The organism is Nocardioides marmoribigeumensis (assembly GCF_031458325.1).
GTDB classification, from domain to species: domain Bacteria; phylum Actinomycetota; class Actinomycetes; order Propionibacteriales; family Nocardioidaceae; genus Marmoricola_A; species Marmoricola_A marmoribigeumensis.
Genome location: NZ_JAVDYG010000001.1, coordinates 4,417,243 through 4,440,796 on the forward strand (window position 1 = coordinate 4,417,243; position 23,554 = coordinate 4,440,796).

The window sequence follows — 23,554 nt, forward strand, 5'->3', positions numbered from 1 at the left end:
AACAACTTTCCTACGGTGGGCGCATGGACACGGACCAGACGCTTCCCACCCACGTGCGCACCCTCGTGGTCGGCGCCGGCTTCGGCGGTCTCGCCGTCGCGATCAAGCTGCACGAGCAGGGCCGCAGCGACTTCCTCGTGCTCGAGCGCGGCTCCGACGTGGGCGGCACCTGGCGCGACAACACCTACCCGGGCGCGGCGTGCGACGTGCCGTCGCAGCTGTACTCCTACTCCTTCGCGCTCAACCCCGACTGGTCGCGCTCCTTCTCCCCCCAGCCCGAGATCCAGGCCTACATCCGCAAGGTCGCCACCGAGTCCGGGGTGCTGGACCGGTTCGCGTTCCACACCTCGCTGACCGACGCCACCTGGGACGAGCAGGCCCAGGTCTGGCGGGTCACCACCGACCGCGGCGAGCTGACCGCCGACGTGCTGGTCTCGGCCGCCGGCGCGCTCTCGGACCCCAAGGATCCCGACATCGAGGGCTTCGACTCCTTCGAGGGCGAGGTGTTCCACTCCGCCCGCTGGAACCACGACTACGACCTCACCGGCAAGCGCGTGGCGGTCATCGGCACCGGCGCCTCGTCGATCCAGATCGTGCCCGCGATCGCCGAGCAGGTCGCGCACCTCGACGTCTACCAGCGCACCGCGCCGTGGGTCCTCCCCCGGCACGACCGCGACTACACCGCCCTCGAGCGGCTCGCCTTCAAGCACGTCCCCGGCGTGCAACGGGCCTACCGGACGGCGATCTACTGGGGCCGGGAGATGTACGTCCCCGCCTTCACCAAGTGGCCCAAGCTCGCCACCCCGGCCAAGCTGATGGCCTTGAAGAACATCGAGAAGGGCATCTCCGACCCCGAGCTGCGCCGGAAGGTCACCCCCGACTACGAGATCGGCTGCAAGCGCATCCTGATCTCCAACGGCTACTACCCCGCCCTGGACCGCGACGACGTCGACCTGGTGACCGAGGGCATCGCCCGCGTGACCCCGACGGGCATCGTCGACCGCGAGGGGGTCGAGCGCGAGGTCGACGCGATCATCGTGGCCACGGGCTTCCACACCACCGACCTGCCGATCGCCTCGCACGTCACCGGGCTCGGCGGCGTGACGCTCGCCGACCACTTCGCCGAGCACGGCATGCAGGCCTACAAGGGCTCGACCGTCAACGGGTTCCCCAACCTGTTCTTCGTCGTGGGACCCAACACGGGTCTGGGCCACTCGAGCATGGTGTTCATGATCGAGTCGCAGGTCGCCTACGTCCTCGACGCGCTGAAGCACCTCGAGCAGGAGGGCGTGACCGCGCTGCAGCCGCGCGCCGAGGTCCAGGCCGACTACGTGCAGGACCTGCAGGACCGCATGACGACGACCGTGTGGAGCGCCGGCGGCTGCGCGTCGTGGTACCTCGACTCCCACGGTCGCAACGTCACCCTGTGGCCGCGCGCCACGTTCACCTTCCGCCGGCTGCTGTCGTCCTTCGACCGGGACAGCTACGAGGTCGTGTCACCGGCACCCCTCCCCACCACCCCGCAGGCCGAGGAGGTCTTCGCATGAGCACCACCACCCCCCAGGGCCGCGACTGGCTCGCCGGCAAGGTCGTCGTCGTCACCGGTGCCGGCTCCGGCATCGGCCGGGCGGTCTCCGTCCTCGCCGCCCGTCACGGCGCCCGCCTGGCGATCAGCGACGTCGACGCCACCGGGCTCGCCGAGACCGCAGCGACGATCAAGCAGGTCAGCGGCCTCGAGGCCCACACCGACAAGCTCGACGTGCGCGACCGCGACGGGGTCAAGGCGTACGCCGCCGCCGTCGCCGCCGACCTCGGCGGGGTCGACGCCGTGGTCAACAACGCCGGGGTCGCTCTCAACGGCGACTTCGCCGACCTCGACTACGAGTCGCTCGAGTGGATCATGGACATCGACTTCTGGGGCGTGGTGCACGGCTCCAAGGAGTTCCTGCCCTACCTCGTCGCGTCCGGCGACGGCCGGCTGGTCAACATCTCCAGCCTCTTCGGTCTCATGGCCGTGCCCGGCCAGTCGGCCTACAACGCCGCGAAGTTCGCCGTGCGGGGCCTCACCGAGGCCCTGCGCCAGGAGATGGTCGCCTCGGGCACACCGGTCAAGGTCACCTGCGTGCACCCCGGCGGCATCAAGACCGCGATCGCCCGCAACGCCCGGGCGGTCGGCCAGGACCAGGCCAAGGCCGCCGAGCTGTTCGACAAGAAGCTCGCGCGGATGAGCCCGGAGCGGGCCGCCGAGATCATCGTCGACGGCATGGTCGCCGGCCGGGCCCGCGTCATCGTCGGCGTCGACGCCAAGGCGCTCGACCTGATGGTGCGCATCCTCGGGTCGGGCTACCAGCGCCTGGTCACCGCCTCCGCACGTCGTGCGACCCGCGGCCTGCGCTGACGAATCCGCTCACGGCGCCCCGTCGGTGGTCCACACTGACGGGGTGCCGCTGTTCCGCCGTACTCCCCCAGCTCCTCCTGCACCGACGGGCTCCGCGAGCCCGGTGACCGCGGAGGGGGGTCCACCCGGGCCGCCCCCGGTCGTGGACCCCGACCCCCACCTGCCCGTGCTCGACCGCTACCGCGCCGACGTGCTGCGCCGCCTGGTCGAGACGGTCCTCGAGGAGCGCGGCGAGGGCATCGCCGGTGGCGGCCGCGCCCTGGTCGGCCAGGAGTGGTTCACCGAAGGCTCCGGCACCCGGCACCCGCTCGGTCAGCTCGCCGAGGCGCTGGCGCCGCTCGACCTCAGCCTCTGGAAGGGCGTCATCGCCGACCACCTCTCGGTCGCGGGCCCCGCCGTCACCCCCGAGACGCTGAGCGACGCGGAGTTCCGCGAGCGCCTCCGCGTCCGGTTGACCGCGCGCAGCCACCTCGCCCCGTCCGTCGCCGACCTGGCGCCCGACTGGCTGCCCGGTGTCGCCCAGGAGCTGGTCCTGCACCTCCCCGGCCACGTGCACACCGTCACCGAGGCCGACCTGGCCGGCCACCCGTCGTACGCCGACCTGGTGACCGAGGCGCTCGCACACACGAGCGCGCTGGTCGAGCACGTGCAGGGGGTGACCCTGCCCGAGCAGGGCACCGACCGCGTGACCGTGGTCGTGGGTCCCGAGCACTTCACCGCGACCCTGGCGACCGCGCTCCCCCAGCTGCTCCACCACGCCACCGACGAGGCCGACTGGGGCCACGGGGTGTTCGTGGCGCTCCCGACCCGGTCCAAGGTGCTCTACCGCGTGGTCGACGGGGCGGACGCGATCGGCAGCCTCGTCCGCATGTTCCACCAGGCCCAGCAGGCCTTCGACTCCGAGCCGGGGCCGGTGAGCCCCCACGTCTACTGGGTGCACGGCGACACGTGGCGCCAGGCCACGGGCCCCGACGCCTCGGGCGCGCCCTCGATCCTCGTGCGCGAGGAGCTCGAGGCGGAGTTCGCGCGGGCGGCGTGGTTGTGAGGCGACCTTCTCGGGCGGTCTCCAGGCTCGTGCTGACCGGCACGGTGGTCCTGGCCGGCGGCGTCCTCCTCCTCCCCGGCGGCGCGTCGTCGGCCGCCGACGAGCCGGCCGTGGCTCCGACGCCGCAGCGGGCGTGCAACGCCGGCTCGCGACCCGAGACCTCGATCCAGGGCCGGGTCCCGCAGCGCGACTACGACAGCGGGCGCGCCCGGCAGGGCTACTCCTGCAACACGCGGCTGTTCTCGCACATCGGCGCCAGCGGCGGCTTCAAGGTCTACCGCTACGTCGACGCGGCGGGCCACACGTGCGTCTTCTACGACTCGACGCGGCTCGCCCCGACCGACCTGCCCTACAACGTGGGGTCCGGCGGCATCGGCACCTTCGTGGTCGACGTGAGCGACCCGAGCCGTCCGCGGCACACCGCCACGCTGCAGACCCTCGCGATGGACTCCCCCCACGAGTCGCTCAACCTCAACCGCCGCCGGGGCCTGCTCGCCGCGGTCGCCGGCAACCCGGCCACCCTGCCCGGCCTGATCGACGTCTACTCGGTGCGCCGCGACTGCCGCCACCCGGTGCTGCAGTCCTCGATCCCCTACCAGGGCCTGGGCCACGAGAGCGGCTTCGCCCCGGACGGCAGGACGTTCTACGCCTCGGCCACCTCCGGCTACACCCTCGCGGCGATCGACCTGACCGACCCGCGCCACCCGGCGACGCTCGCGACGTACTACGGCGTGAACTACCACGGCCTGCGGGTCAGCCCCGACGGCAACCGGATGTACGTCGCCAACATCGGCACGCCCTCCCCCGGCGGCCGCGTCTCGGTCGGCGGCCTGCGCATCCTCGACACCAGCCAGATCCAGGCACGCAGGCCCGACCCGCAGGTGCGCACCCTCTCCGACCTGTCGTGGCGCCAGAAGTCGATCCCCCAGGCGGCCGACCCGCTGCTCATCGGCGGCCATCGCTACGTGCTGGAGTCCGACGAGTTCGCCAACTTCACCCTCGGTCCGGGGCTCGTCGTCGCCGGCGGCTACGAGGCCGACGCCCCGGTCGGTGCCGCGCGACTGATCAACATCGACAACGCCCGCAACCCCTTCGTGGTGTCCGACCTGCGGCTCGCGGTCCACCAGCTGAAGAACCGCTCCGGCCCGCAGAAGAACGACCCCGGCGCCAACAGCACCATCGGTGGCTACACGGGTCACTACTGCTCGGCGCCGCGCTACCGCAACCCCGGCATCGTCGCCTGCAGCATGATCGGCAGCGGCCTGCGGATCTTCGACGTGCGCCACCCCTACCACCCGCGCGAGGTCGGCTACTTCAACCGCGTGACCTACCCGAACACCAAGCCCAACGGGGCCGGTGGCCTCGCCTACTCCGCGCCCGCCTGGGACCTCCGCCGCCGGCTCGTCTACTACTCCGACGGGCTCAAGGGGCTCTACGCCGTCCGCCTGGCCAAGGCGATCGTCCCGCGTCACTACTGGGACTGATCTCTTTCCGCACGGGGGCGAGCGCACGCCACTCACGCGCCGAAGAACGTCGGTGGCCACTGGTGGGATGAGGTCATGTCGATCTCTCCTCTCGTCGCCGCGGACCTCGGGTCGCAGCTGCGTGCGTGGGACCGCACCGCCCGCCTCAGCAGCATGAAGGCGCGCCGCAAGGAGAGGGACGCCCTCGACGCCGCGGACATGCTCGACGTGGTCGGCTGGGCCGACGACCACCGCGCCGACGTCGCGTCGAGCTTCGCCGACTCCGCGCTCCTCCCCGGACACGAGGGCTACTCCGCGCCGATCATGATGTCCGGCGTCCCCGTCGACGAGTTCTGCCTCGCCGAGCTCGCCACCGCCCTCGGCACCAGCCAGGGCTCCGCTCGCGCGCGGACCGAGCAGAGCCTCGAGGTCCGTGAGCGTCTTCCCCGGTTGTGGGGCAAGGTCCACGCCGGCGCGCTTCCCGCCTGGCGCGCCCGCGAGGTGGCACGCGAGACCCTCTCCCTCTCCGACGAGGCCGCCGACCACGTCGACCGCCAGCTCGCGCCCTTCGCGCGCACCCTGACCACGACCCGCATCAAGAACCTGGTCAACGCCGCGATCCTCCGCTTCGATCCCGAGCGCGCCGCGGCGGAGGCCGAAGCGGCCGGCGAGCGCCGGGGGGTGTGGTTCGACGTCGAGCACGGAGGCGACGAGCTCGTCACCGACGAGTCCCGACCCGACGGCACCGGCCGGATGGAGGCCGTGGCCGACGTCCCGGGCCTCCTCGCCCTCAAGGAGGCGCTGACCCACAAGGCGCACGACCTGGAGGTCCTCGGCGACGACTCCTCCGAGCAGGTCCGCATGTCCAAGGGGCTCTGCATCCTCGCCGACCCGCAGTACGCCCTGGATCTCGCCGCCTCTGCCGAGGCCGTCCTCGCCGAGGAGCCTTCCGGGGAGGACGAGGCGCCGCGTCGGCGCCCCAGCCGGGCCCGGACACCGCTCGGGGTCGAGCGCCCGATCCACGTCCACCTGCACACGTCGACCGAGGTGGCTCGGGTCCAGGCGTCCGGGCTCCCGCACGCTGCCTCGCCGATCAGCCGCGCTGCGGTCGAGCGGTGGATCGCCGAGCTCGCTCCCGGCGCGACGGTCAGGGTCACCCCGGTGATCGACCTCAACCGCAACGTCGCGGTCGACGCCTACGAAGCTCCCGACGCCATCCGCGCTCTGGTCGACGAGCGCGACCACGCGTGCGTCTTCCCCTTCTGCACCAACCGCGGACGGTTCGACCTCGACCACACGACCGAGTACGTCGACCCCGACGAAGGCGGCCCACCCGGCCAGACCGGCAACCGGCTGCTCGGCAAGCTGTGCCGCTACCACCATCGAGCGAAGACCCACACGACCTGGACCTACCACCGGGTGGAGTCGGTCTTCGACCTCGATGCCGCCGGTCCCGACCCCTGGACGCCCGAGCTCGTCACCGACCCGCGGCTGCTGATCGATCCCGGTCGAGATCCTGACTCCGGCGGCCCACCTGCGGCCTATCTCTGGACCTCACCGATCGGTTTCCACTACCTCGTCACCGGCACCGGCACGTTCCCGCTCGACTGACCCGGCTCCCCGCTGTCGCCAGCTCCGGCCACTCCCGCCGACGAGGTCGCCCAGCGGCTGTTCGGCGGAGGCGGGCGGAGCTCGGCGGACCTGGACCCGGTTCGCCCCCGAGACGGTGTCGGCAGCCGCCGAGCTCGGACCCGATCCGCCGAACTGGTGCGCGTGCCCGGCCGGCACGGTGCGGGTGACTCGCGGCCGTTCGGGCCGAGGCGGCTCACGCCGGACGGTCGGACCGTCGTCGGTGCAGCTCCCTGACCTGGCTCGCGAACGGCTCGACCGGACCATCGGTCGGCACCCCGGGCGCGACCTCGCTGATCGGCAGCGGGCGCACCGGCGAGGCCCCGGCGCCCAGCTCGGCGCACCACTGGGCGGTCTGTTCGGCCGACGACGCGAAGACGATCCGGCCGAGGCCGACCCAGGCGTGGGCGGCCGAGCACATCGGGCAGTGCTCGCCGGAGGTGTAGGCCGTCGCCGTCGCGCGGTCGGGAGGCGGCAGGTGCCGAGAAGCCCACTGGGCGAGCTCGAGCTCGGGGTGCCGCGTGGCGTCGCCCGAGCCCTCGTGGTTGCGGGCCTCGTGCAGGACCGTGCCGTCACCGGCCACCAGCACGGACCCGAACGGCTGGTCGCCGGCCTCGAGGGCCTCGGCCGCCAGCTCGACGCAGCGGGCCAGGTGGGTCAGGTCGTCCTCGGACAGCGAGCTCATCGGGTCATCGTCTCCGAGGTGTCTCCGGACAGGCGCTGAGCGAGGTAGATCGGCACGATCGAGAACAGCACGAGGGCGGCCGCGACCACGTTGACCACCGGCGCCTGGTTGGGCCGGAAGAGGTTGTTGAAGATCCACAGCGGCAGGGTCTGGAACTGCCCGCTCGTGGTGAACGTGGTCACCACGATCTCGTCGAAGGACAGGCCGAAGGACAGCAGCGCCCCGGCCAGCAGGGCCGAGCGCATCATCGGGAAGGTCACCAGCCGGAAGGTGGTGAAGGTGCCGGCCCCGAGGTCCATCGACGCCTCCTCGAGCGAGCCGCCGCCCCGGCGCAGGCGGGCCTGCACGTTGTTGAACACGGTCACGATGCAGAAGGTCGCGTGGGCGACCACGACGGTGAACAGCCCGAGCTCGAGGCCGAACATCGACTTGAAGGCGTTGTTGAGCGCCAGGCCCGTGACGATGCCGGGCAGGGCGATCGGCAGGATGATCAGCAGGGACACGACGTTGCGGCCGAAGAACCGCGTGTGCTGCAACGCCATCGCGGCCATCGTGCCGAGCACCAGCGCGACCCCGGTGGCCAGCAGGGCCACCTCGACGCTGACCAGCAGCGCGTCGCGCGCCCCACTGGAGTGCGCGGCCAGGGACCACCACTTCGTGGTCAGGCCCTCCGGCGGCCAGCCGAACGAGTTGGAGGTGTTGAACGAGTTGAGCACCACGAGCCCGAGCGGCACGTAGACCACGGCGAGGACCAGGGCGGTGAAGGCGAGCAGGGTGCGGCGCAGGCCGGCGGAGATGGTCACAGGTTGTCCAGCGCTCCCGTCCGGCGTACGGCGGCCAGGTAGACCAGCATGATCACCACCGGCACGGTGGCCATCGCGGCCGCGAAGGGCAGGTTGTTGGCCGCGCCGACCGAGTCGTAGACGACGTTGCCGAGCATCTGGTTGGTGCCCCCCACGATCTTGACCGCGATGTAGTCGCCCATCGACAACGAGAAGGTGAAGATCGACCCGGCCACGATCGACGGGAACACCATCGGCAGCACCACCCGGCGCAGCGTGGTGACGGCGGGGGCGCCGAGGTCCGAGGACGCCTCGAGCAACGAGTCGGGCAGACGTTCGAGGCCGGCGTACACCGGCAGGATCATGTAGGGCAGCCAGAGGTAGGCCAGCGTCACGACGGTCGCGGCGATGCCGTAGCCCGGCGAGCCGACCCCGAACGGGGTGCCGATCCAGTCGATCAGACCACCCGTGGCGAACATGCCGCGCCAGGCGTAGGCCTTGACCAGGTAGGCCGCCCACAACGGCATCAGCACCGCGATCACCAGCAGGCGACGAGCGCGGGGCCGCGCCACCTTGGCCATGAAGAACGCGACCGGGAAGGCCAGGACCGCGTCGACCACCGTCACCGCGGCCGCGATCCCCAGCGTGCGCAGGGTGATCGTGCGGTAGACGTCGAGGGTGAGGAGGTCGTGGAAGTTCTGCCAGGTGAAGACGCGCTCGACGTCGCCGGTGAAGGCGTTCTGCCCCCAGAACGCGGTGACCAGCAGCGCGCCCAGGGCCGCCAGGTAGGCCGCTCCCAGCCACAGCATCGGTGGCGTGAGGAGCAGGCCCACCCGGAGCCCCGGGCGTCGCTGCAGGAAGGCACTCATGACGGTGGTCGAGCCGAGTCGAGACCTAGCCCTTCACCTCGGTCCACGCCTGCGTCCAGGCGCGGTAGTCGGTGCACTTCACGTCCGTGCGACCGTCGAGGCACTGCTCGATCGGGGTGTTCCAGAAGGCGATCCGGTCGGTGTAGGACGCATCGCCCGCGTGGTAGGTCTCGCAGTGCTTCTTGTCGGCGGTCTCCGCGCAGGCCTTGGTGTTGGACGGGGCCTCACCGAAGTACTCCGCGACGGCAGCGTTGGCCTTGGGTGAGGTGATGTAGTCCATCCACTTGTAGGCGCAGTTGGGGTGCTTGGCGTTGGCCGCCACCATCCAGGTGTCGGACCAGCCCGTCGAGCCCTCCTCGGGCAGCACGGACTCGACCGGGACCTTCTCGCCGACCAGGCTGTTGTCGATCACCTGCCAGGTGGTGCCGATCACCGAGTCACCGGTCTTGAAGGCCTGGATCTCCTTGAGGTAGTCCGACCAGTACTCCCCCACGGCCTCCTTCTGCTTCTTGAGCAGGTCGACCGCGGCCGCGAGCTGCTTCTCGTCGAGGGCGTAGGGGTCCTTGATGCCCAGGTCGGGCTGGGTGTTCTTGAGGTAGAGCGCGGCGTCGGCGATGTAGATCGGCGAGTCGTAGGCGGTCACCTTGCCCTGGACGGACGCGTCCGGCTCGAACACCGCCGACCAGCTGGTCGGGGCGGTCTTCACCTTGTCGGTGCGCCACATCAGCAGGTTGGCGCCCCAGCCGTGCGGCACGCCGTACATCTGACCGTCGACGGAGTTCCACTCGCGGTCCTTGAGGAAGCCCACGATGTCGCCGTAGTTCTCCAGCAGGTCGGTGTTGACCGGGGCGACGTCCCCGCCGGCGATGAGGCGCAGGGAGGCGTCGCCCGAGGCCGACACCGTGTCGTACTCCCCGGTCTTCATCAGGTTGACCGCCTCGTCGGAGGTGCCGAAGTACTTCACCGTCGCCTTGCAGCCGGTCTGCTGCTCGAAGGGCGTCACCCAGTCGACGCTCTTGTCGGTGGTGCCGTCCTCGGCGTAGCCGGGCCACGCGAGGATGCTGACCTCGCCCTCCCCGTCGCCGAGGGACTTCATCATCGGCACGTCAGGGGCGGTGAAGCCGTTGGCCTGCTTGCCCCCGCCCCCACCGTCGCCGCTGTCGTCACCGCAGGCGGCGAGCCCGGTGGAGCCCAGCACCAGCACGCAGGCGCCTGCGAGCGCGCGCCATCCTCTCGTCCCAGCCGTCGTCATCGTGTCTCCTTCTCCTCGAGGTCGACCATGTGCGCGCGCTGCCAGGACAGCGTCACGCGCTCGCCGCGCCGGGACAGCGCGTGGTCGAGCGAGCTCTCCGAGTTCTGCTGCATCGCGGTCAGGCGTACGGCGTCCGCGCCGTCACCGACCTCCACCAGGGAGTGCGTCGCCGAGCCGAGGTAGACCACGTCGACGACCACCCCGGGGACCGTGACCTCGCCGCGGGGGGCCTCACCCTCGGCCGAGAGGTGGACCTTCTCGGGCCGCACGCTGAAGGCGCCCTCGTGCCCGACGAGGTCGTGGGCGAGGCGGCCGGTGACCAGGTTGCTCGTGCCGACGAAGCCCGCCACGAAGCGCGACGCCGGCCGCTCGTAGAGCTCCACGGGCGTCGCCACCTGCTCGACCCGGCCCTGGTTGAAGACCGCGATGCGGTCGCTCATCGTCAGCGCCTCCTCCTGGTCGTGGGTGACGAACACGAAGGTGATGCCGACCTCGCGCTGGATCTGCTTGAGCTCGATCTGCATCTCGCGGCGCAGCTTGAGGTCGAGGGCGCCGAGGGGCTCGTCGAGCAGGAGGACCGAAGGGCGGTTGACCAAGGCCCGGGCGAGGGCCACGCGCTGCCGCTGCCCGCCGGAGAGCTGGCTGGGCCGGCGGTCGGCGAACGACGGCAGCCGCACGGTCTCGAGCGCCTCGTCGGCCCGTCGGCGGCGCTCGGCGCGGCCGACCTTCTTGACGCGCAGGCCGTACTCGACGTTCTCGCGCACGCTGAGGTGCGGGAACAGCGCGTAGTCCTGGAAGACGGTGTTGACGTCGCGCTCGAAGGGCGCCGCCCGGGTCACGTCGGTGCCGTGCAGCTCGACGCGGCCACTGGTCGGACGCTCGAACCCGGCGACGATGCGCAGCACCGTGGTCTTGCCCGACCCGGACGGGCCGAGCATCGAGAAGAACTCCCCGTCGGCGATGTCGAGGTCCAGGTCGTCGACCGCCACGACCTCACCGAACTCCTTGCGGAGCTGCACCAACCTGATCGCCACCGACATGTTCGGCAGTATTCCAGCGCATCGGACCGCAAATCCATCACGCAACGGTCTCGATCCACAGGTTTCCGAAGCAATTCCCGACTTCGGCAGAGGATCCCCTTTCGGGACCCCGGTCCTCGGGCCGGGGTCCGGTCGGGTCATGGCCCCGGCCCACGACGAGGCGTTGTTGAGCGCGAAGACGTAGGCCCCGGTGGGGTTGCCCGGGGTGCCGAACTTGCCAGAACACCGGCGCCCTGCTGTGGCGGACCGGGGTCGAGTCCCACTTCACCGCGATCGTCACCCAGTCGGCGCAGGTGAAGGGCAACACGGCGTACGTCGGCGTGGCCAGCAACGAGGAGGCCTACGCCTCCCAGGCCGTCGGCGGCGGCCACCCGTGCTGCTCGTTCCGCGGTTCGATGCTCGCGCTCAACGTCAACACGGGCGCGATCCTGTGGAAGACCTACATGGCGCCCCCCGGCTACTCCGGGGCCGGGGTCTGGGGCAGCACGCCGTCCTACGACGCCAAGCGGGACACGCTCTACGTCTCGACCGGCAACAACTACTCGGTGCCTCCTCCCGCGGTGACCTGCCTCGAGGGGTCCGGCGACCCGACTGCCTGCCTGGCACCGGACGACTACTTCGACAGCATCGTCGCGCTGAACGCCAGCACGGGGCAGGTGCGCTGGGCGACCGGGGCGCTCAGTGACGACGTGTGGAACGTCGACTGCGGCCTCGGCTTCCCGCCGTTCGACACCGTCGCGCGGGCCAGAAGGCGGGCATCTACTGGATGCTCGACCGGGACACCGCGCGCTCGACCAGCCCGGCTCGTGGGCGGCGCTCGACCCGGCCACCGGCGCGATCCTCTGGCAGACCTACGACCCGAGCTGGGCGGGCCCCTACACGGGCTACTCCGCGCAGGGCATGGTGAGCAGCGCCAACGGCGTGGTCTACGCCTGCACGCTCAACTACGCCGGGACGATGTTCGCCTTCGACGCGGCGACCGGCGCGGTCCTGTGGCAGTTCGACAGCGGCGGCTCGTGCCTCGCGGGCGCGGCGATCTCCAAGGGCACGGTGTTCTGGGGCTCGGGATACGCGGTCTTCGCCCCCTTCACCAGCGGGAACGACAAGCTCTACGCGTTCACGCTGTCGCGCCGGGCTCGGCCATCTCGGCACGGAACCCGACCAGCCGCACCCGGCGGTCGTGGTCGAAGCCGTCCAGGAGAGCGACGCCCGCCTCGCCCAGCGCGGCGGCGTCGCTCTCGGGGGCGGCGAGCTTGCGCGTGCGCTGCTTGGTCTCGAACGGCACGTAGCGGATCTTGACCGCCACCCGCACGGCGGCCCGCCCCTCGGCGGCGATGTCGTCGGCCACCTGGGCGGCGAGCCGGCGCACGAGCGCGGCCACCTCGTCCCAGTCGTCGAGGTCGTGCTGCACGGTCTCCTCACGCCCGTGCGCCCGCGGCACCCACGGGGTCGGGTCGACCGGCGAGGAGTCCGCCCCGCGCCCCAGCCGCCGCAGCCACGGTCCGGTGCGCGGCCCGAACTCGGCGGCGAGGTCGGCCGCCGGGGTGGCGGCCAGGTCGTCGACCGTGCGCACGCCGAGGGCCTCCAGCCTCCGCCTCGTGCGGGACCCGACGCCCCACAGCGCGTCGACCGGCCGCGGGCCCATCACCGCCGCCCACTCGTCGCTGGTCAGCCGGCCCACCCCGTCGGGCTTGCCGAAGGACGTGGCGAGCTTGGCCTGCAGCTTGTTGTCGCCGATGCCGACCGAGCAGGTCAGCCCCGTCCGCGCGACGACCGCCGAGCGGATCTCCTCGGCGAGCACGCCGGGGTCCACCGACGGGTCGTGCGGGCCCACGAACGCCTCGTCCCAGCCCAGCACCTCCACGTCGACCGGGAAGGAGCGGAGGACGGCCATCACCTCCGCACTCGCCTCGTCGTACGCCGGCTTGTCGACGGGCAGGAACACCGCGTCGGCAGGGAGCCGCTTGGCCGCCGTACGCAACGGGGTGCCGGAGGAGACGCCGTGGGCGCGTGCCTCGTACGACGCGGTGGAGGCGACCCCGCGCTCCGTCGGGTCCCCGCGACCCCCGACGACGACGGGCAGCCCGCGCAGCTCGGGCCGCCGCCGCAGCTCGACCGCGACCAGGAACTGGTCGAGGTCGACGTGCAGGACCGGGACGCCCATGGGGTGCGGCGCGCCCTCAGAGCTGGAGGATCGCGACCACGACCAGCGCGAGCACGATGACCGTGGCGACGGCGTAGATCGTCAGGGCGAGCCGCCGGTGGCGGCGCTCGGCGGTGTGGCCCTGGACCTCGCCGACCCCGTCGTCCCCGTGGATCTCGCGCAGCTCGTCGCGCAGCTCCTGCAGACGCTCGTCGACCGCGCGCATGTCGTAGCCGCGCGACCACCGCACGGCCGGGAAGCGCGCGTCCTGGATCTCGTAGGGCGCCATCGTCGGCGGGGTGCTGCTCATCGCCCGCCCCACCTCGGCGAGGAACCGGTCGACCGCCTCCCGCTCGTAGCCCAGCGCGGTGAACCGGGCCAGCCTGAACGCCCGGTCACCCCGGCGCGGTCGCCGGTCGGAGGCGTCGCCGCCCTGCGCGGGGTCGGTGCGGTCGCTCACGCCAGTGATCATGACACTCACTCGGGCCGCAGAGGCGGAATGGCGTCGGTCGACTCCAGCGTCCCCATCCCGGTCAGCCGCAGCAGGTCGGCCACGATCGAGCGCAGCTGGGCCAGGACCACCTCGGCCGACAGGTCGTGACTGCGCTCCACGGCCGAGGTCGCGTGCGCCAGCGCCACCAGCCGCGGCTGCACCGACGCGGGGGTGCGGTCGGCCCGCAGCTCGGCGGCCATCTCGTCGACCACGTCCGCCAGGTCGTCGCACAGCAGCGCGTAGGCGCGAGGCAGCGGCGCCCGGCGGTAGACCGCGACCGCCACCCGGCGGACCAGCACGCGGGTGTTGCGAAGCGCGAGGTCCAGCGGCTCGACGTAGTCGGCCAGCCGCCGCACCGAGCCCTTGTGCCGGACCCGGAACGGCGAGGAGCGCACGACGGCCAGACCCTCGTCGGCGGCCAGGCGCAGCTCGTCGACGAGCACGTCGGTGGCGCGGGCGTCGCGCAGGAGCTCCAGGGTCGGGTCGAGGTCGCCGTCGCGGATCGCCGTCGCCGACCCGCGGAGCAGCTGGGCGATCCGGCCGACGACGAAGGCGGCCTGCTCGCGGGGCCGCCGCAGCGGGGCCCGGGGTACGACGGTCGCGGCGACCAGCGCGACCGCGCCGCCGACCAGCGCGTCGGTCCAGCGCAGGAACGCCTGCCCGCTCTGCGGCACGAGCGCGGTGATGACGATCGACTGGACCGCGGCCTGGGTGACCAGGAGCCCGCTGGCGTTGAGGAGGATCGCGCTCGACATCGCCAGCATCACGATGAGCGCCATCTGCCAGCCACCGCTGCCCATCAGGTGCACCAGCAGGTCGCCGACGAGCACCCCGATGGCGACCCCGATGGTCATCTCGACGACGCGCTGCCGGCGCTGTCCGTAGGTGAGGCCGAGGCTGACCACCGCGGAGATCGGGGCGAAGAACGGAGTGGGGTGGTCCAGCAGGTTCTTGGCGACGAACCACGCGACCCCGGCCGCCACGCCGCACTGGCCGATCTGCCAGGACTTGGACCGCAGCCGGCGCACCCGCATGTCGAAGGACACCCGGCCGCGGGCGAACACCAGCTCCCACGGCTGGCCGGCCTGGGGTTCTGGAGTCGTCACGGCTCCATCCTGGGGCATCCACCCCTAGGGTGAGGTCGACAGCCTCGAGAGCAGGGAGTCCGCATGGCCGTGCCGATGGACCCGACGTCGGCGGGCTTCATGATCGCCGACTCCCGCAACACCCCGATGCACGTCGGCGGTCTCCAGCTCTTCACCCCGCCCGAGGGCGCGAGCGACACCTGGATCCGCGACCTCTACGACGAGTCGCTGCAGACCACCGAGGTCGCGCCGATCTTCCACAAGCGTCCGTGGCGGTCGGTGGCGACCGGCGGCCAGTGGTTCTGGCGCGAGGACAACCAGTTCGACCTCGAGCACCACGTGCGGCTCAGCGCGCTGCCCGAGCCCGGCCGCATCCGCGAGCTGCTCGAGCTCGGCGGCCGCCTGCACAGCACGCGCATGGGCTTCGACCGTCCGCTGTGGGAGATGCACCTCATCAGCGGGCTGGCCGACGGCCGCGCGGCGTTCTACTCCAAGATGCACCACGCGCTGGTCGACGGCGTCTCGGCGATGCGGCTGCTCCAGGCGACGCTGAGCACCGACCCGGACAAGCGCGACGTCCCCCCGCCGTGGGCGGTGCGCCGGGTGGCCACGCAGATCGAGGCCGAGAAGGACGCCCTCGGGGAGCGGCTCCTCGAGCTGCCGCTGGGAGCCCTGCGGTCGGCGTACGGCATCGCGGCGGACGCCGCCGGCCTGCCGGGCGCGCTGGTGCGCACGCTCAACCGTGGGGTCCGCAACGACACCGCGCCGATCGCGCTCTATGCCCCCAGGACGATCCTCAACCAGAAGATCTCCTCCTCGCGCCGCATCGCCGCCCAGGACTGGCCGATCGAGCGCCTCCGGGCCGTCGGCAAGGCCACGCGCACCACGATCAACGACGTCGTCCTGGCGATGTGCGCCGGAGCGCTGCGGCACTACCTGATCGAGCTCGACGCGCTGCCCTCCCAGCCGCTCGTGGCGATGGTGCCGATGAGCCTCAAGCTCGACCAGGCCGGCGACGCCTCGGCCGACGGTGGCAACGCGGTCGGCACGCTGATGGTCAAGCTGCACACCGACGAGCCCGACGCCGGCAAGCGCCTGGCCGGGATCAACGCGTCGGTCAGGAGCGGCAAGGAAGCCGTCAGGTCGATGAGCCAGAACCAGATCCTGGCGATGAGCGCGCTCGGCGTGACCCCGCTCGTGCTCATGCCGATGCTCGGCATGCAGGGCCTCACCCGGCCGCCGTTCAACCTGGTGATCTCCAACGTGCCCGGCCCGCGCAAGCCGCTCTACATGAACGGCGCGCGGCTCGACGGGATGTACCCCCTCTCGATTCCCTACCACGGGCAGGCCATGAACATCACCTGCACCAGCTACGACGGCCGGATGAACTTCGGCCTCACCGGCTGCCGCCGCACGGCCCCGAGCCTGCAGCGCCTCCTCACCCATCTCGACGACGAGCTGGCCGCACTGGAGCAGGCCGCCGGGCTCGCATGAGCGCGGTCGACGACCTCGCCGCCGCGCTCGCGGCCGACCCGTCGTGCTGGGAGGAGCTGGCCTCCTACGAGGACCGTGGCGCCTTCGCGTTCCGCCTGGCTAGGCTCGCGCCGTCGTACGGCGTGGAGGTCACGCGCGAGGAGGTCCTCGACGCGCTCGTCGTACGCCGGCGGGAGTGGCTCTCGCGATGGGTGTGACCACGCGGGGGTGGATGCCGGTCCGCGTGGACCGCGAGCCGTCCGGGCTCGTCGTCGACTGGGCGTTCCTCGACGGGGTGCGCCTCGACGAGCCCTTCCTCGACCAGACGCTCGAGCGGGCGATGCGCAGCCCGTTCCGCCTGCTCGTGCGCCGGCGCTGCCCGGTGGCCGAGGTCGAGCAGTGGGCCGCGCACCGCGCCCGGGACCCCGACGGGCTCGTCCTCCACCTCTCGCGGTGCGGCTCGACCCTCGTCGCCAACGCCCTGCGCGCCCGGGCCGGGACGACGGTGCTCTCCGAGCCGCCCGCGCTCGAGCCGGTCCTCGCCTCCTCCCCCGACCCGGTCCGCGACGTGCGGGCGCTGGTCCGGGCGATGGCGCCGGAGGACGCCGGCTCGGCGTACGTCCTCAAGCTGGACGCGTGGGCCGCGCTCGACCTGCCGGTCCTGCTCGCGGCGTTCCCCGACGTGCCGTGGGTCTTCGTCGGCCGCGAGCCCGCCGAGGTCGTCGTGTCCCACCACGGGCACCGGGGGTGGCACGTCGTCCCGGGGACCCTCACGGCCTCGCGGCTCGGGATCGACGCGGCCACGCTCGCCGGCCTCGACCTCGACGACCACGCCGCGGCGGTGCTCGGCCGGATCCTCGCCAGCGCGGTCGACGGGGTCCGGGCGGCCGGCGACCGTGCCCTGGTCGTCGACCACGCCGAGCTGCCAGACCCCGGAATCCCACGCGTCCTCGCCCACCTCGGCCTCCCGCTCACCGACGACGACCGCCTGGCGGTGGCGTCGACGTACGCCCTGCACGGGAAGAACCCCCACCTGCTGTATGCCGACGACCGCGCGGCCAAGCAGGCGGCGGTCACCCCCGAGCTGCGCCGGAAGGTCGACGCCTGGGCGACTCCGGCCTACCGTGCTCTGCGTGGGCTCGCTGCTCCCTCCTGACCACCTGCGCCTCGACCTCCCCGTCGACGCGGGCGCACTGGTCGCCGACCTCGGGCGGCTGCCGGACGACGCCTGGGTGCCGCACTTCAACACCGGGCAGTACTCCGGCGACTGGAGCGGCGTCCCCCTGGTCATGGTCGGCGGCCGCCCCGACCGGCTGTTCCCCGAGCCCGGCTCCGACGCCCCGCCCACGGCCACCCCGCGGCTGGCCGAGTGCCCCGGCAGCGCGGCCTTCCTGGCCGGCCTGGAGTGCCCGGTCCTCAGCGCCCGGCTGCTGCGGCTCGGACCCGGGGCCGAGGTGACCGAGCACCGCGACAACCGACTCGGCTACGTCGACGGGGAGGTCCGGCTGCACGTCCCGGTCACCACGGGTCCGGGCGCGAGCTTCCGCCTCGCCGGCCGGGAGGTCGCGATGGCACCCGGCGAGTGCTGGTACGTCGACGTCAACGAGCCGCACGCCGTCGCCAACCACGGGACCGCGGCCCGGGTCCACCTCGTCGTCGACGCCCGCCTCGACGAATGGCTCGATCGGGTGTTCCAAAGGTCCCTGGTCACTGCTCTGGACCGGGCGTAGCGTCCGGGACGACGCAGCAGCGCCGCGCCTGCTCGGAGGCGAGTTCCCATCGCATGTTGGGGGGGTCATGCCCGAGCTGGACCGCCGCACCGTCCTGCGCCTCGGCGCCCTCGTGCCCGTCGTCGGGCTCGTCACCGGCCTCGCTGCCCCCGCCGAGGCCGCCGCCTCCCCGTACTCCCGCTCGACCTGGTCGCCGCACGTCGGCAAGACCTTCGCGCTGAGCTGGAAGGGCGGCACGGCCACCGCGGTCCTCGTCGCGATCGGCGACCTCACCGGTGCGCCCGCCGGTGCCGTCACCCGTTTCTCCCTCGACCTGCGCGTCGCCTCCGGAGGCACGCCCACCGGCGCCACGACGCTGTCGCGCAACGGCTTCGGCAGCGTCTCCCTGTTCCTCTCCCCGGTCGACCGGGGCGTCACCGACATCCACGCCCTGGCCGTGGTCAACCGCCTCTAGGAGCACCTCGTGAGTGAACCCTTCATCGGCATGCTGATGCTGGTCGGCTTCAACTTCGCGCCCCGCGGATGGGCCTTCTGCAACGGGCAGATCCTCTCGATCGCCCAGAACACCGCCCTGTTCTCCCTGCTCGGCACGCAGTACGGCGGCAACGGGCAGACGACGTTCGCCCTCCCGGACCTCCGGGGCCGGGTGCCGGTGCACCAGGGGCAGGGACCGGGGCTCTCGCCGTACACGATCGGTCAGGTGGGTGGCCAGGAGAGCCACGTGCTGATCGTCTCCGAGATGCCACCCCACAACCACCTGCTCAGCTCGACCAACGCGGCCGCCACGACCAGCCGGCCCAACGGTGCGGTCCCGGCGGCCGGCGGGTCCTACAGCACGACGCCGGACGGCGGCACGATGAACCCGCAGGCCGTGGGCCTCGCCGGCAACGGCCAGCCGCACAACATCATGCAGCCCTACCTCACCCTCAGCTGGGTCATCGCTCTCGAGGGCATCTACCCCTCCCGGAACTGAGGCCCTCATGTCGATCCCCCTGCGCCGGCCGACCGGGACCGGCACCGTCCTCGCCCTGCTCCTCGCCGTCGCCGGCGTCGTCGCGCTCCCCATCAGCGCCGACGCCGCGACGGTCACCTTCAGCAACACCTCGGCCATCGCGGTCAACGACCCGGCCGGCGTCGGCACCGGTCCGGGGGTGGCCGGCCCCTACCCGTCCCAGATCGCCGTCTCCGGCATGACCGGCACGATCAGCGACGTCAACGTGACCCTGAGCAACGTCACCGACGACTACCCCGACGACCTCGACGTCCTGCTCGTCAGCCCGTCCGGCCAGAAGCTGGTGCTGGTCTCCGACATCGGCAACACCAACGGCGCCGGCATCTCCGACGTGACCGCGGTCTTCGACGACTCGGCCGCCTCCGGCCTCACCCCGAGCAGCGCCTGGGGCGCCTCCGGCGCGACGGTCACGGCCAAGCCGACCAACGCGACCGAGGGCACCACCGACTCCTGGCCCGCCCCCGCACCGGCCGGGCCCTACGCCAACGGGGACGGCGGCCCGGCGGGTGGGCTCAACACCACGTTCGGCGGCACGAGCCCCAACGGGACGTGGAGCCTCTACGTCGTCGACGACCTCTGCTGCGACGCGGCCGGCCAGGTCGCAGGCGGGTGGAGCCTGGCCATCACCACCGCCGACGCCACCGCGACCACCACGACGGTCACCAGCTCGGCGAACCCCTCGACCACGGGCAGCCCCGTCACGTTCACCGCGACGGTGACCAGCACCTCCACGGTCAACGCCGGGACGGTCCAGTTCGCCGGCGACGGCACCAATCTCGGCGGCCCCGTCGCCGTCAACGGGAGCGGGCAGGCGACGTTCGTCACCTCCGCGCTCGGCGAGGGCGCGCACACCATCCGGGCGACGTACTCCGGCACCCCGGTGTGGGGCACGAGCAACGGCTCCCTCACCCAGGTCGTCGACAACGCGACGGTCCAGACGGGCAACACGTTCTGCAACACCGGCTCGATCGCGGTCCCGGGCTCGGGCACCAGCGGGGGTGGTTACCCCTACGCCTCGCACGTCGCCGTGTCCGGCCTCAGCGGGTCGATCAGCAAGGTCACCGCCACGCTGAAGGGCTTGACCCACCCGGTCCCCGACGACGTCGACGCCATGCTGGTCGGTCCCGCGGGCAAGAAGCTCGTCATCGCCTCCGACGTCGGCGGCACCACCGCCGTCAGCGGCGTCAACCTGACCCTGGACGACGCCGCGGCCTCGTCGCTGCCCGACACCGCCCTGCTGTCCTCCGGCACCTATCGGCCCACCGACCAGAACGACGGTGCGGACGCCTTCCCCGCTCCCGCACCCGCCGCGCCACAGCAGGCCGCCCCGGCCGGCACGGCCACCCTCGCCTCCGTGTTCGGCGGCACCGCGCCCAACGGCACCTGGAGCCTGTTCCTGGTCGACGACCAGCTCGGCGACGCCGGTTCCCTGTCCGGCGGCTGGTGCCTCAGCCTCACCACGAGCAGCGACCCGGCCACGACCACCGTCGTCACGTCGTCGGCCGACCCGTCGACCGCGGGCGACGACGTCACCTTCACCGCCCACGTCACCAAGGCCGCGGACTCCTCCGACGTCACGGTGGGGACCGTCACCTTCCGTGACGGCAGCACGACGATCGGCTCGCCGGTCGCACTGGGCCCCACCGGGCGGGCCTCCGTGACCACGTCGGGCCTCGCCGAGGGCAGGCACACGATCACCGCGGAGTACTCCGGGTCGGCCGGAGCCTTCAACCTCAGCAGCGGGTCCCTCACACAGACCGTCGACAGCCCGACGGTCGCGTCGGGTGGGCAGTACTGCAACAACGGCACGATCTCGATCCTCGGCGGAGCCGGTGGCGTGCCGGACCACGCCTCGGTCTATCCGTCCCACATCACCTTGCCGGCGGGCGTCGGGTCGCTGACCGGCCTCGAGGTGACCCTGAAGAACCTCTCCCACACGCACCCGGACGACCTCGACGTGCTGCTCGTCGGCCCGGGCGGGGAGTCGCTGGTCCTGGCCTCCGATGTCGGCTCGACCGCGACGAGCGGCGCCACGCTGGTCCTCGGTGACTCCGCCGCCTCGGCCCTCCCGTCCTCCGGACCGCTGACCAGCGGGAGCTTCCGACCGACCGACAACGGCACCGGTGACGGCTTCGCGGCGCCTGCACCCGCCGGGCCCTACGGCCTCGCCGCTCCCGCCGGGACCGACACGCTGGTGAGCACCTTCGGCGGCACGGACGGCTCCGGCACGTGGAGCCTGTACGTCGTCGACGACACCCTGGGCGACGTCGGCTCGCTCGGCGGGTGGTGCGTCGCCCCCCTGGCCGCCCCGACGTTGCACCTGCCCGCGGACATCACCGTCGACGAGGATCCGAAGGGGTCCGACAGCGCGTCGGTGCCGTTCACGGTGACCGCCGACGGCTACCCGGCCCCCACCGTCTCCTGCACCGAGGCCTCGGTCCCGGTCGCCAGCGGCGACACCTTCGCGGTCGGCACCCACACGATCGACTGCTCCGCGACCAACAGCGAGGGCACTGACTCCGGCTCGTTCACGATCACGGTCGACGACCTGCCCGAGATCCACGTGCCGCCCGACATCACGGTCACCGAGACCGCCCCGGGCGCCGGGGCGGCGGTGCCCTTCACCGTGACCGCCGACGGCACCCCGACCCCGACGGTCGTCTGCAAGGACGGCGCGACGACCGTGCAGAGCGGCGACACCTTCGCCGCCGGCGTCCACACGGTCGAGTGCACGGCGACCAACGCCAACGGGACCGACTCCGCCTCGTTCACCATCACGGTGCAGAGCGTCCCGGTCATCACCGTCCCCGCGGACAAGAGCGTCACCGAGTCCTCCCCCGGCTCGGGTGCCGCGGTGACCTTCACCGTCACCGCCACGGGCGTCCCCACCCCGACGGTCAGCTGCCTCGAGGGGGCCACCCCGGTCTCCAGCGGCGACACCTTCGCCGCCGGCGTCCACACCATCGACTGCACCGCCACCAACAGCGTCGGCAGCGACAGCGACTCGTTCACGATCACGGTGCGCAGCGCGCCTGTGGTCCAGGTGCCGCCCGACATCGCCGTCACCGAGCCGAGCCCGGGAGCGGGCGCGGCGGTCGCGTTCACCGTCACCGCGACCGGCACCCCGACCCCGACGATCAGCTGCCTCGACGGGACCACCCCGGTCTCCAGCGGCGACACCTTCGCCGCCGGGGTCCACACCATCGACTGCACCGCCACCAACAGCGTCGACAGCGACAGCGACTCGTTCACGATCACGGTGCGCAGCGTCCCGGTGATCCACGTGCCGGCCGACTTCTCGGTCACCGAGAGCCCCGAGGGGTCCGGCACCGCGTCGGTGCCCTTCACGGTGACGGCCGACGGCGTCCCGGCCCCGACGGTCTCGTGCGCGGAGGGCGCGACCCCGGTGTCCAGCGGGGTCACCCTCGCGATCGGGAGCCACACCATCGACTGCACCGCCACCAACAGCGTCGGCGCCGACTCGGGCTCCTTCACGGTCACCGTCGAACCGGCCAACCAGCCGCCGACCGCCGACGCGGGTGGGCCCTACTCCGTGGCCGAGGGCGCCTCGCTGTCGCTCGACGGCACGGGCAGCAGCGACCCCGACCACGACGCTCTCACCTACAGCTGGGACGTGGACGGCGACGGGACCTACGGCGACGCCACCGGGCCCACGCCGACGCTGACCTGGACCCAGCTCGAGGACCTCGGGATCGACGACGGCCCCGACTCCTTCACCGTCACGGTGCGGGTGAGCGACGGCCACGGCCACACCGACACCTCGTCCGGAGCCGCCCTCGCGGTCACCAACACCGCCCCCACCGCCTCGGGGCCGGCCTCGGCGGCCGCCACGCGCGGCACGGCCCTCACGCTGGCCCTCTCGGCGACGGATCCGTCCCCGGTCGACACCGCGGCCGGCTTCACCTGGACCGTCGACTGGGCCGACGGCACGACCAACGCATCGCTCACCCACACCTACGCCTCGGTCGGGGTGTACGACGTGACCGCGACCGCGACCGACAAGGACTCCGGCACCAGCAGCACCGTGAACGTGCTCGTCACCGTCAGCGGGACCCAGGTGGTCGACGACCCGTGCGGCAGCGGCCGGGCCCTGGTCGTCGGCGGGACCGCCGGTGCCGACACGATCACCGTCAAGCCGGGCAGCTCCTCGAGCGCGCTGGTGGTGAGGATCGGCAACGGCTCACCCCAGACGTTCACCGGGATCTCCCGGGTCATCGTCCTCGGCCAGGCCGGCAACGACTCCCTCACGATGGACCGCACCCTGACTGTCCCCCGCTTCCTCTACGGCGGCGACGGCAACGACACGCTCAACGGCGGCAACGCCACGGGCGTCCAGGTCGGCGGCGCGGGCAACGACACGCTCCGCGGTGGCAACGGACGTGACCTGCTGCTCGGCGGCACCGGTGCCGACTCCCTGTCCGGCGACAACGGCGA

At 72.4% G+C, this 23,554-nt stretch carries 20 protein-coding genes and 2 pseudogenes; 14 read left to right on the forward strand and 8 right to left on the reverse strand.

Annotation, left to right across the window (positions count from 1 at the left end; translation table 11 throughout):
* The first annotated feature begins 23 nt into the window (after positions 1–23).
* The 5 genes from J2S63_RS21150 (at position 24) to J2S63_RS21170 (ending at position 6,517) form a co-directional block, all read left to right on the forward strand.
* On the forward strand, positions 24–1,547 hold the full coding sequence (locus J2S63_RS21150; protein WP_310306502.1) for a flavin-containing monooxygenase: 1,524 nt from the start codon (positions 24–26) through the stop codon (positions 1,545–1,547).
* The gene (locus J2S63_RS21155; RefSeq protein WP_310306504.1) at positions 1,544–2,398 is read left to right on the forward strand and encodes an SDR family NAD(P)-dependent oxidoreductase; all 855 of its coding nucleotides are present in this window, start codon (positions 1,544–1,546) and stop codon (positions 2,396–2,398) included. The genes J2S63_RS21150 and J2S63_RS21155 overlap by 4 nt, the downstream gene beginning before the upstream one ends.
* Before the next feature lie 142 nt (positions 2,399–2,540).
* Positions 2,541–3,443, forward strand: a complete 903-nt coding sequence (locus J2S63_RS21160; RefSeq protein ID WP_310306506.1) for a hypothetical protein — start codon at positions 2,541–2,543, stop codon at positions 3,441–3,443.
* Positions 3,444–3,472: 29 nt separating this feature from the next.
* Positions 3,473–4,927, forward strand: coding sequence for an LVIVD repeat-containing protein (locus tag J2S63_RS21165; protein WP_310306508.1), 1,455 nt, complete (start codon positions 3,473–3,475; stop codon positions 4,925–4,927).
* 75 nt (positions 4,928–5,002) lie between these two features.
* Entirely contained in the window at positions 5,003–6,517 is a 1,515-nt protein-coding gene (locus J2S63_RS21170) for a DUF222 domain-containing protein (protein ID WP_310306509.1), read from the forward strand.
* A 214-nt stretch (positions 6,518–6,731) separates the two neighbouring features.
* Here the strand turns inward: J2S63_RS21170 and J2S63_RS21175 are convergent, their stop codons facing one another.
* From J2S63_RS21175 to J2S63_RS21195, 5 genes are read right to left on the reverse strand one after another with little or no spacing between them, the layout of a single operon-like run.
* On the reverse strand, positions 6,732–7,220 hold the full coding sequence (locus J2S63_RS21175; RefSeq protein WP_310306511.1) for a nucleoside deaminase: 489 nt from the start codon (positions 7,218–7,220) through the stop codon (positions 6,732–6,734).
* The gene (locus J2S63_RS21180) at positions 7,217–8,023 is read right to left on the reverse strand and encodes an ABC transporter permease (protein WP_310306514.1); all 807 of its coding nucleotides are present in this window, start codon (positions 8,021–8,023) and stop codon (positions 7,217–7,219) included. The genes J2S63_RS21175 and J2S63_RS21180 overlap by 4 nt, the downstream gene beginning before the upstream one ends.
* Complete coding sequence (locus J2S63_RS21185) at positions 8,020–8,871, reverse strand: ABC transporter permease (protein WP_310306515.1); 852 nt, start codon at positions 8,869–8,871, stop codon at positions 8,020–8,022. Before J2S63_RS21185 ends, J2S63_RS21180 begins: the two co-directional genes overlap by 4 nt.
* Positions 8,872–8,896: 25 nt before the next feature.
* Positions 8,897–10,123: an ABC transporter substrate-binding protein gene (locus tag J2S63_RS21190; RefSeq protein WP_310306517.1), complete on the reverse strand. Its 1,227-nt coding sequence runs from the start codon at positions 10,121–10,123 to the stop codon at positions 8,897–8,899.
* Positions 10,120–11,163 carry an ABC transporter ATP-binding protein gene (locus tag J2S63_RS21195; protein WP_310306519.1) on the reverse strand — a complete coding sequence of 348 codons (1,044 nt, stop codon included), beginning with the start codon at positions 11,161–11,163 and terminating at the stop codon, positions 10,120–10,122. The genes J2S63_RS21190 and J2S63_RS21195 overlap by 4 nt, the downstream gene beginning before the upstream one ends.
* Positions 11,164–11,606: 443 nt before the next feature.
* Between J2S63_RS21195 and J2S63_RS21365 the strand changes: the two are divergent.
* Positions 11,607–11,858: pseudogene (locus tag J2S63_RS21365) on the forward strand (hypothetical protein); the annotation flags it as partial.
* A pseudogene (locus tag J2S63_RS21360) lies at positions 11,845–12,210 on the forward strand (outer membrane protein assembly factor BamB family protein); the annotation flags it as partial. The pseudogenes J2S63_RS21365 and J2S63_RS21360, both read left to right, overlap by 14 nt.
* 70 nt (positions 12,211–12,280) lie before the next feature.
* Here the strand turns inward: J2S63_RS21360 and J2S63_RS21200 are convergent.
* From J2S63_RS21200 to J2S63_RS21210, 3 genes are read right to left on the reverse strand one after another with little or no spacing between them, the layout of a single operon-like run.
* Positions 12,281–13,327, reverse strand: coding sequence for a DNA polymerase IV (locus J2S63_RS21200; RefSeq protein WP_310306521.1), 1,047 nt, complete (start codon positions 13,325–13,327; stop codon positions 12,281–12,283).
* Positions 13,328–13,343: 16 nt separating this feature from the next.
* Positions 13,344–13,766, reverse strand: coding sequence for a DivIVA domain-containing protein (locus J2S63_RS21205; protein ID WP_310306522.1), 423 nt, complete (start codon positions 13,764–13,766; stop codon positions 13,344–13,346).
* A 17-nt stretch (positions 13,767–13,783) separates the two neighbouring features.
* The gene (locus J2S63_RS21210; RefSeq protein ID WP_310306524.1) at positions 13,784–14,905 is read right to left on the reverse strand and encodes an FUSC family protein; all 1,122 of its coding nucleotides are present in this window, start codon (positions 14,903–14,905) and stop codon (positions 13,784–13,786) included.
* A gap of 63 nt (positions 14,906–14,968) precedes the next feature.
* On the opposite strand from J2S63_RS21210, the gene J2S63_RS21215 reads away from it, so the two are divergent.
* The 7 genes from J2S63_RS21215 to J2S63_RS21245 form a co-directional block, all read left to right on the forward strand.
* The gene (locus J2S63_RS21215; RefSeq protein ID WP_310306525.1) at positions 14,969–16,378 is read left to right on the forward strand and encodes a WS/DGAT/MGAT family O-acyltransferase; all 1,410 of its coding nucleotides are present in this window, start codon (positions 14,969–14,971) and stop codon (positions 16,376–16,378) included.
* Entirely contained in the window at positions 16,375–16,575 is a 201-nt protein-coding gene (locus J2S63_RS21220) for a hypothetical protein (RefSeq protein ID WP_310306527.1), read from the forward strand. The genes J2S63_RS21215 and J2S63_RS21220 overlap by 4 nt, the downstream gene beginning before the upstream one ends.
* The gene (locus tag J2S63_RS21225) at positions 16,566–17,513 is read left to right on the forward strand and encodes a sulfotransferase family protein (protein WP_310306529.1); all 948 of its coding nucleotides are present in this window, start codon (positions 16,566–16,568) and stop codon (positions 17,511–17,513) included. The genes J2S63_RS21220 and J2S63_RS21225 overlap by 10 nt, the downstream gene beginning before the upstream one ends.
* Positions 17,491–18,087 (forward strand): aspartyl/asparaginyl beta-hydroxylase domain-containing protein, encoded by a 597-nt coding sequence (locus tag J2S63_RS21230; protein WP_310306531.1) that lies wholly within the window; start codon positions 17,491–17,493, stop codon positions 18,085–18,087. The genes J2S63_RS21225 and J2S63_RS21230 overlap by 23 nt, the downstream gene beginning before the upstream one ends.
* Positions 18,088–18,154: 67 nt before the next feature.
* On the forward strand, positions 18,155–18,541 hold the full coding sequence (locus J2S63_RS21235) for a DUF6916 family protein (protein WP_310306533.1): 387 nt from the start codon (positions 18,155–18,157) through the stop codon (positions 18,539–18,541).
* 9 nt (positions 18,542–18,550) lie between these two features.
* Complete coding sequence (locus tag J2S63_RS21240) at positions 18,551–19,060, forward strand: phage tail protein (protein WP_310306535.1); 510 nt, start codon at positions 18,551–18,553, stop codon at positions 19,058–19,060.
* 7 nt (positions 19,061–19,067) lie between these two features.
* Positions 19,068–23,554 (forward strand): Ig-like domain repeat protein (locus J2S63_RS21245; protein WP_310306537.1); only part of this gene is annotated, 4,487 nt, incomplete at its 3' end.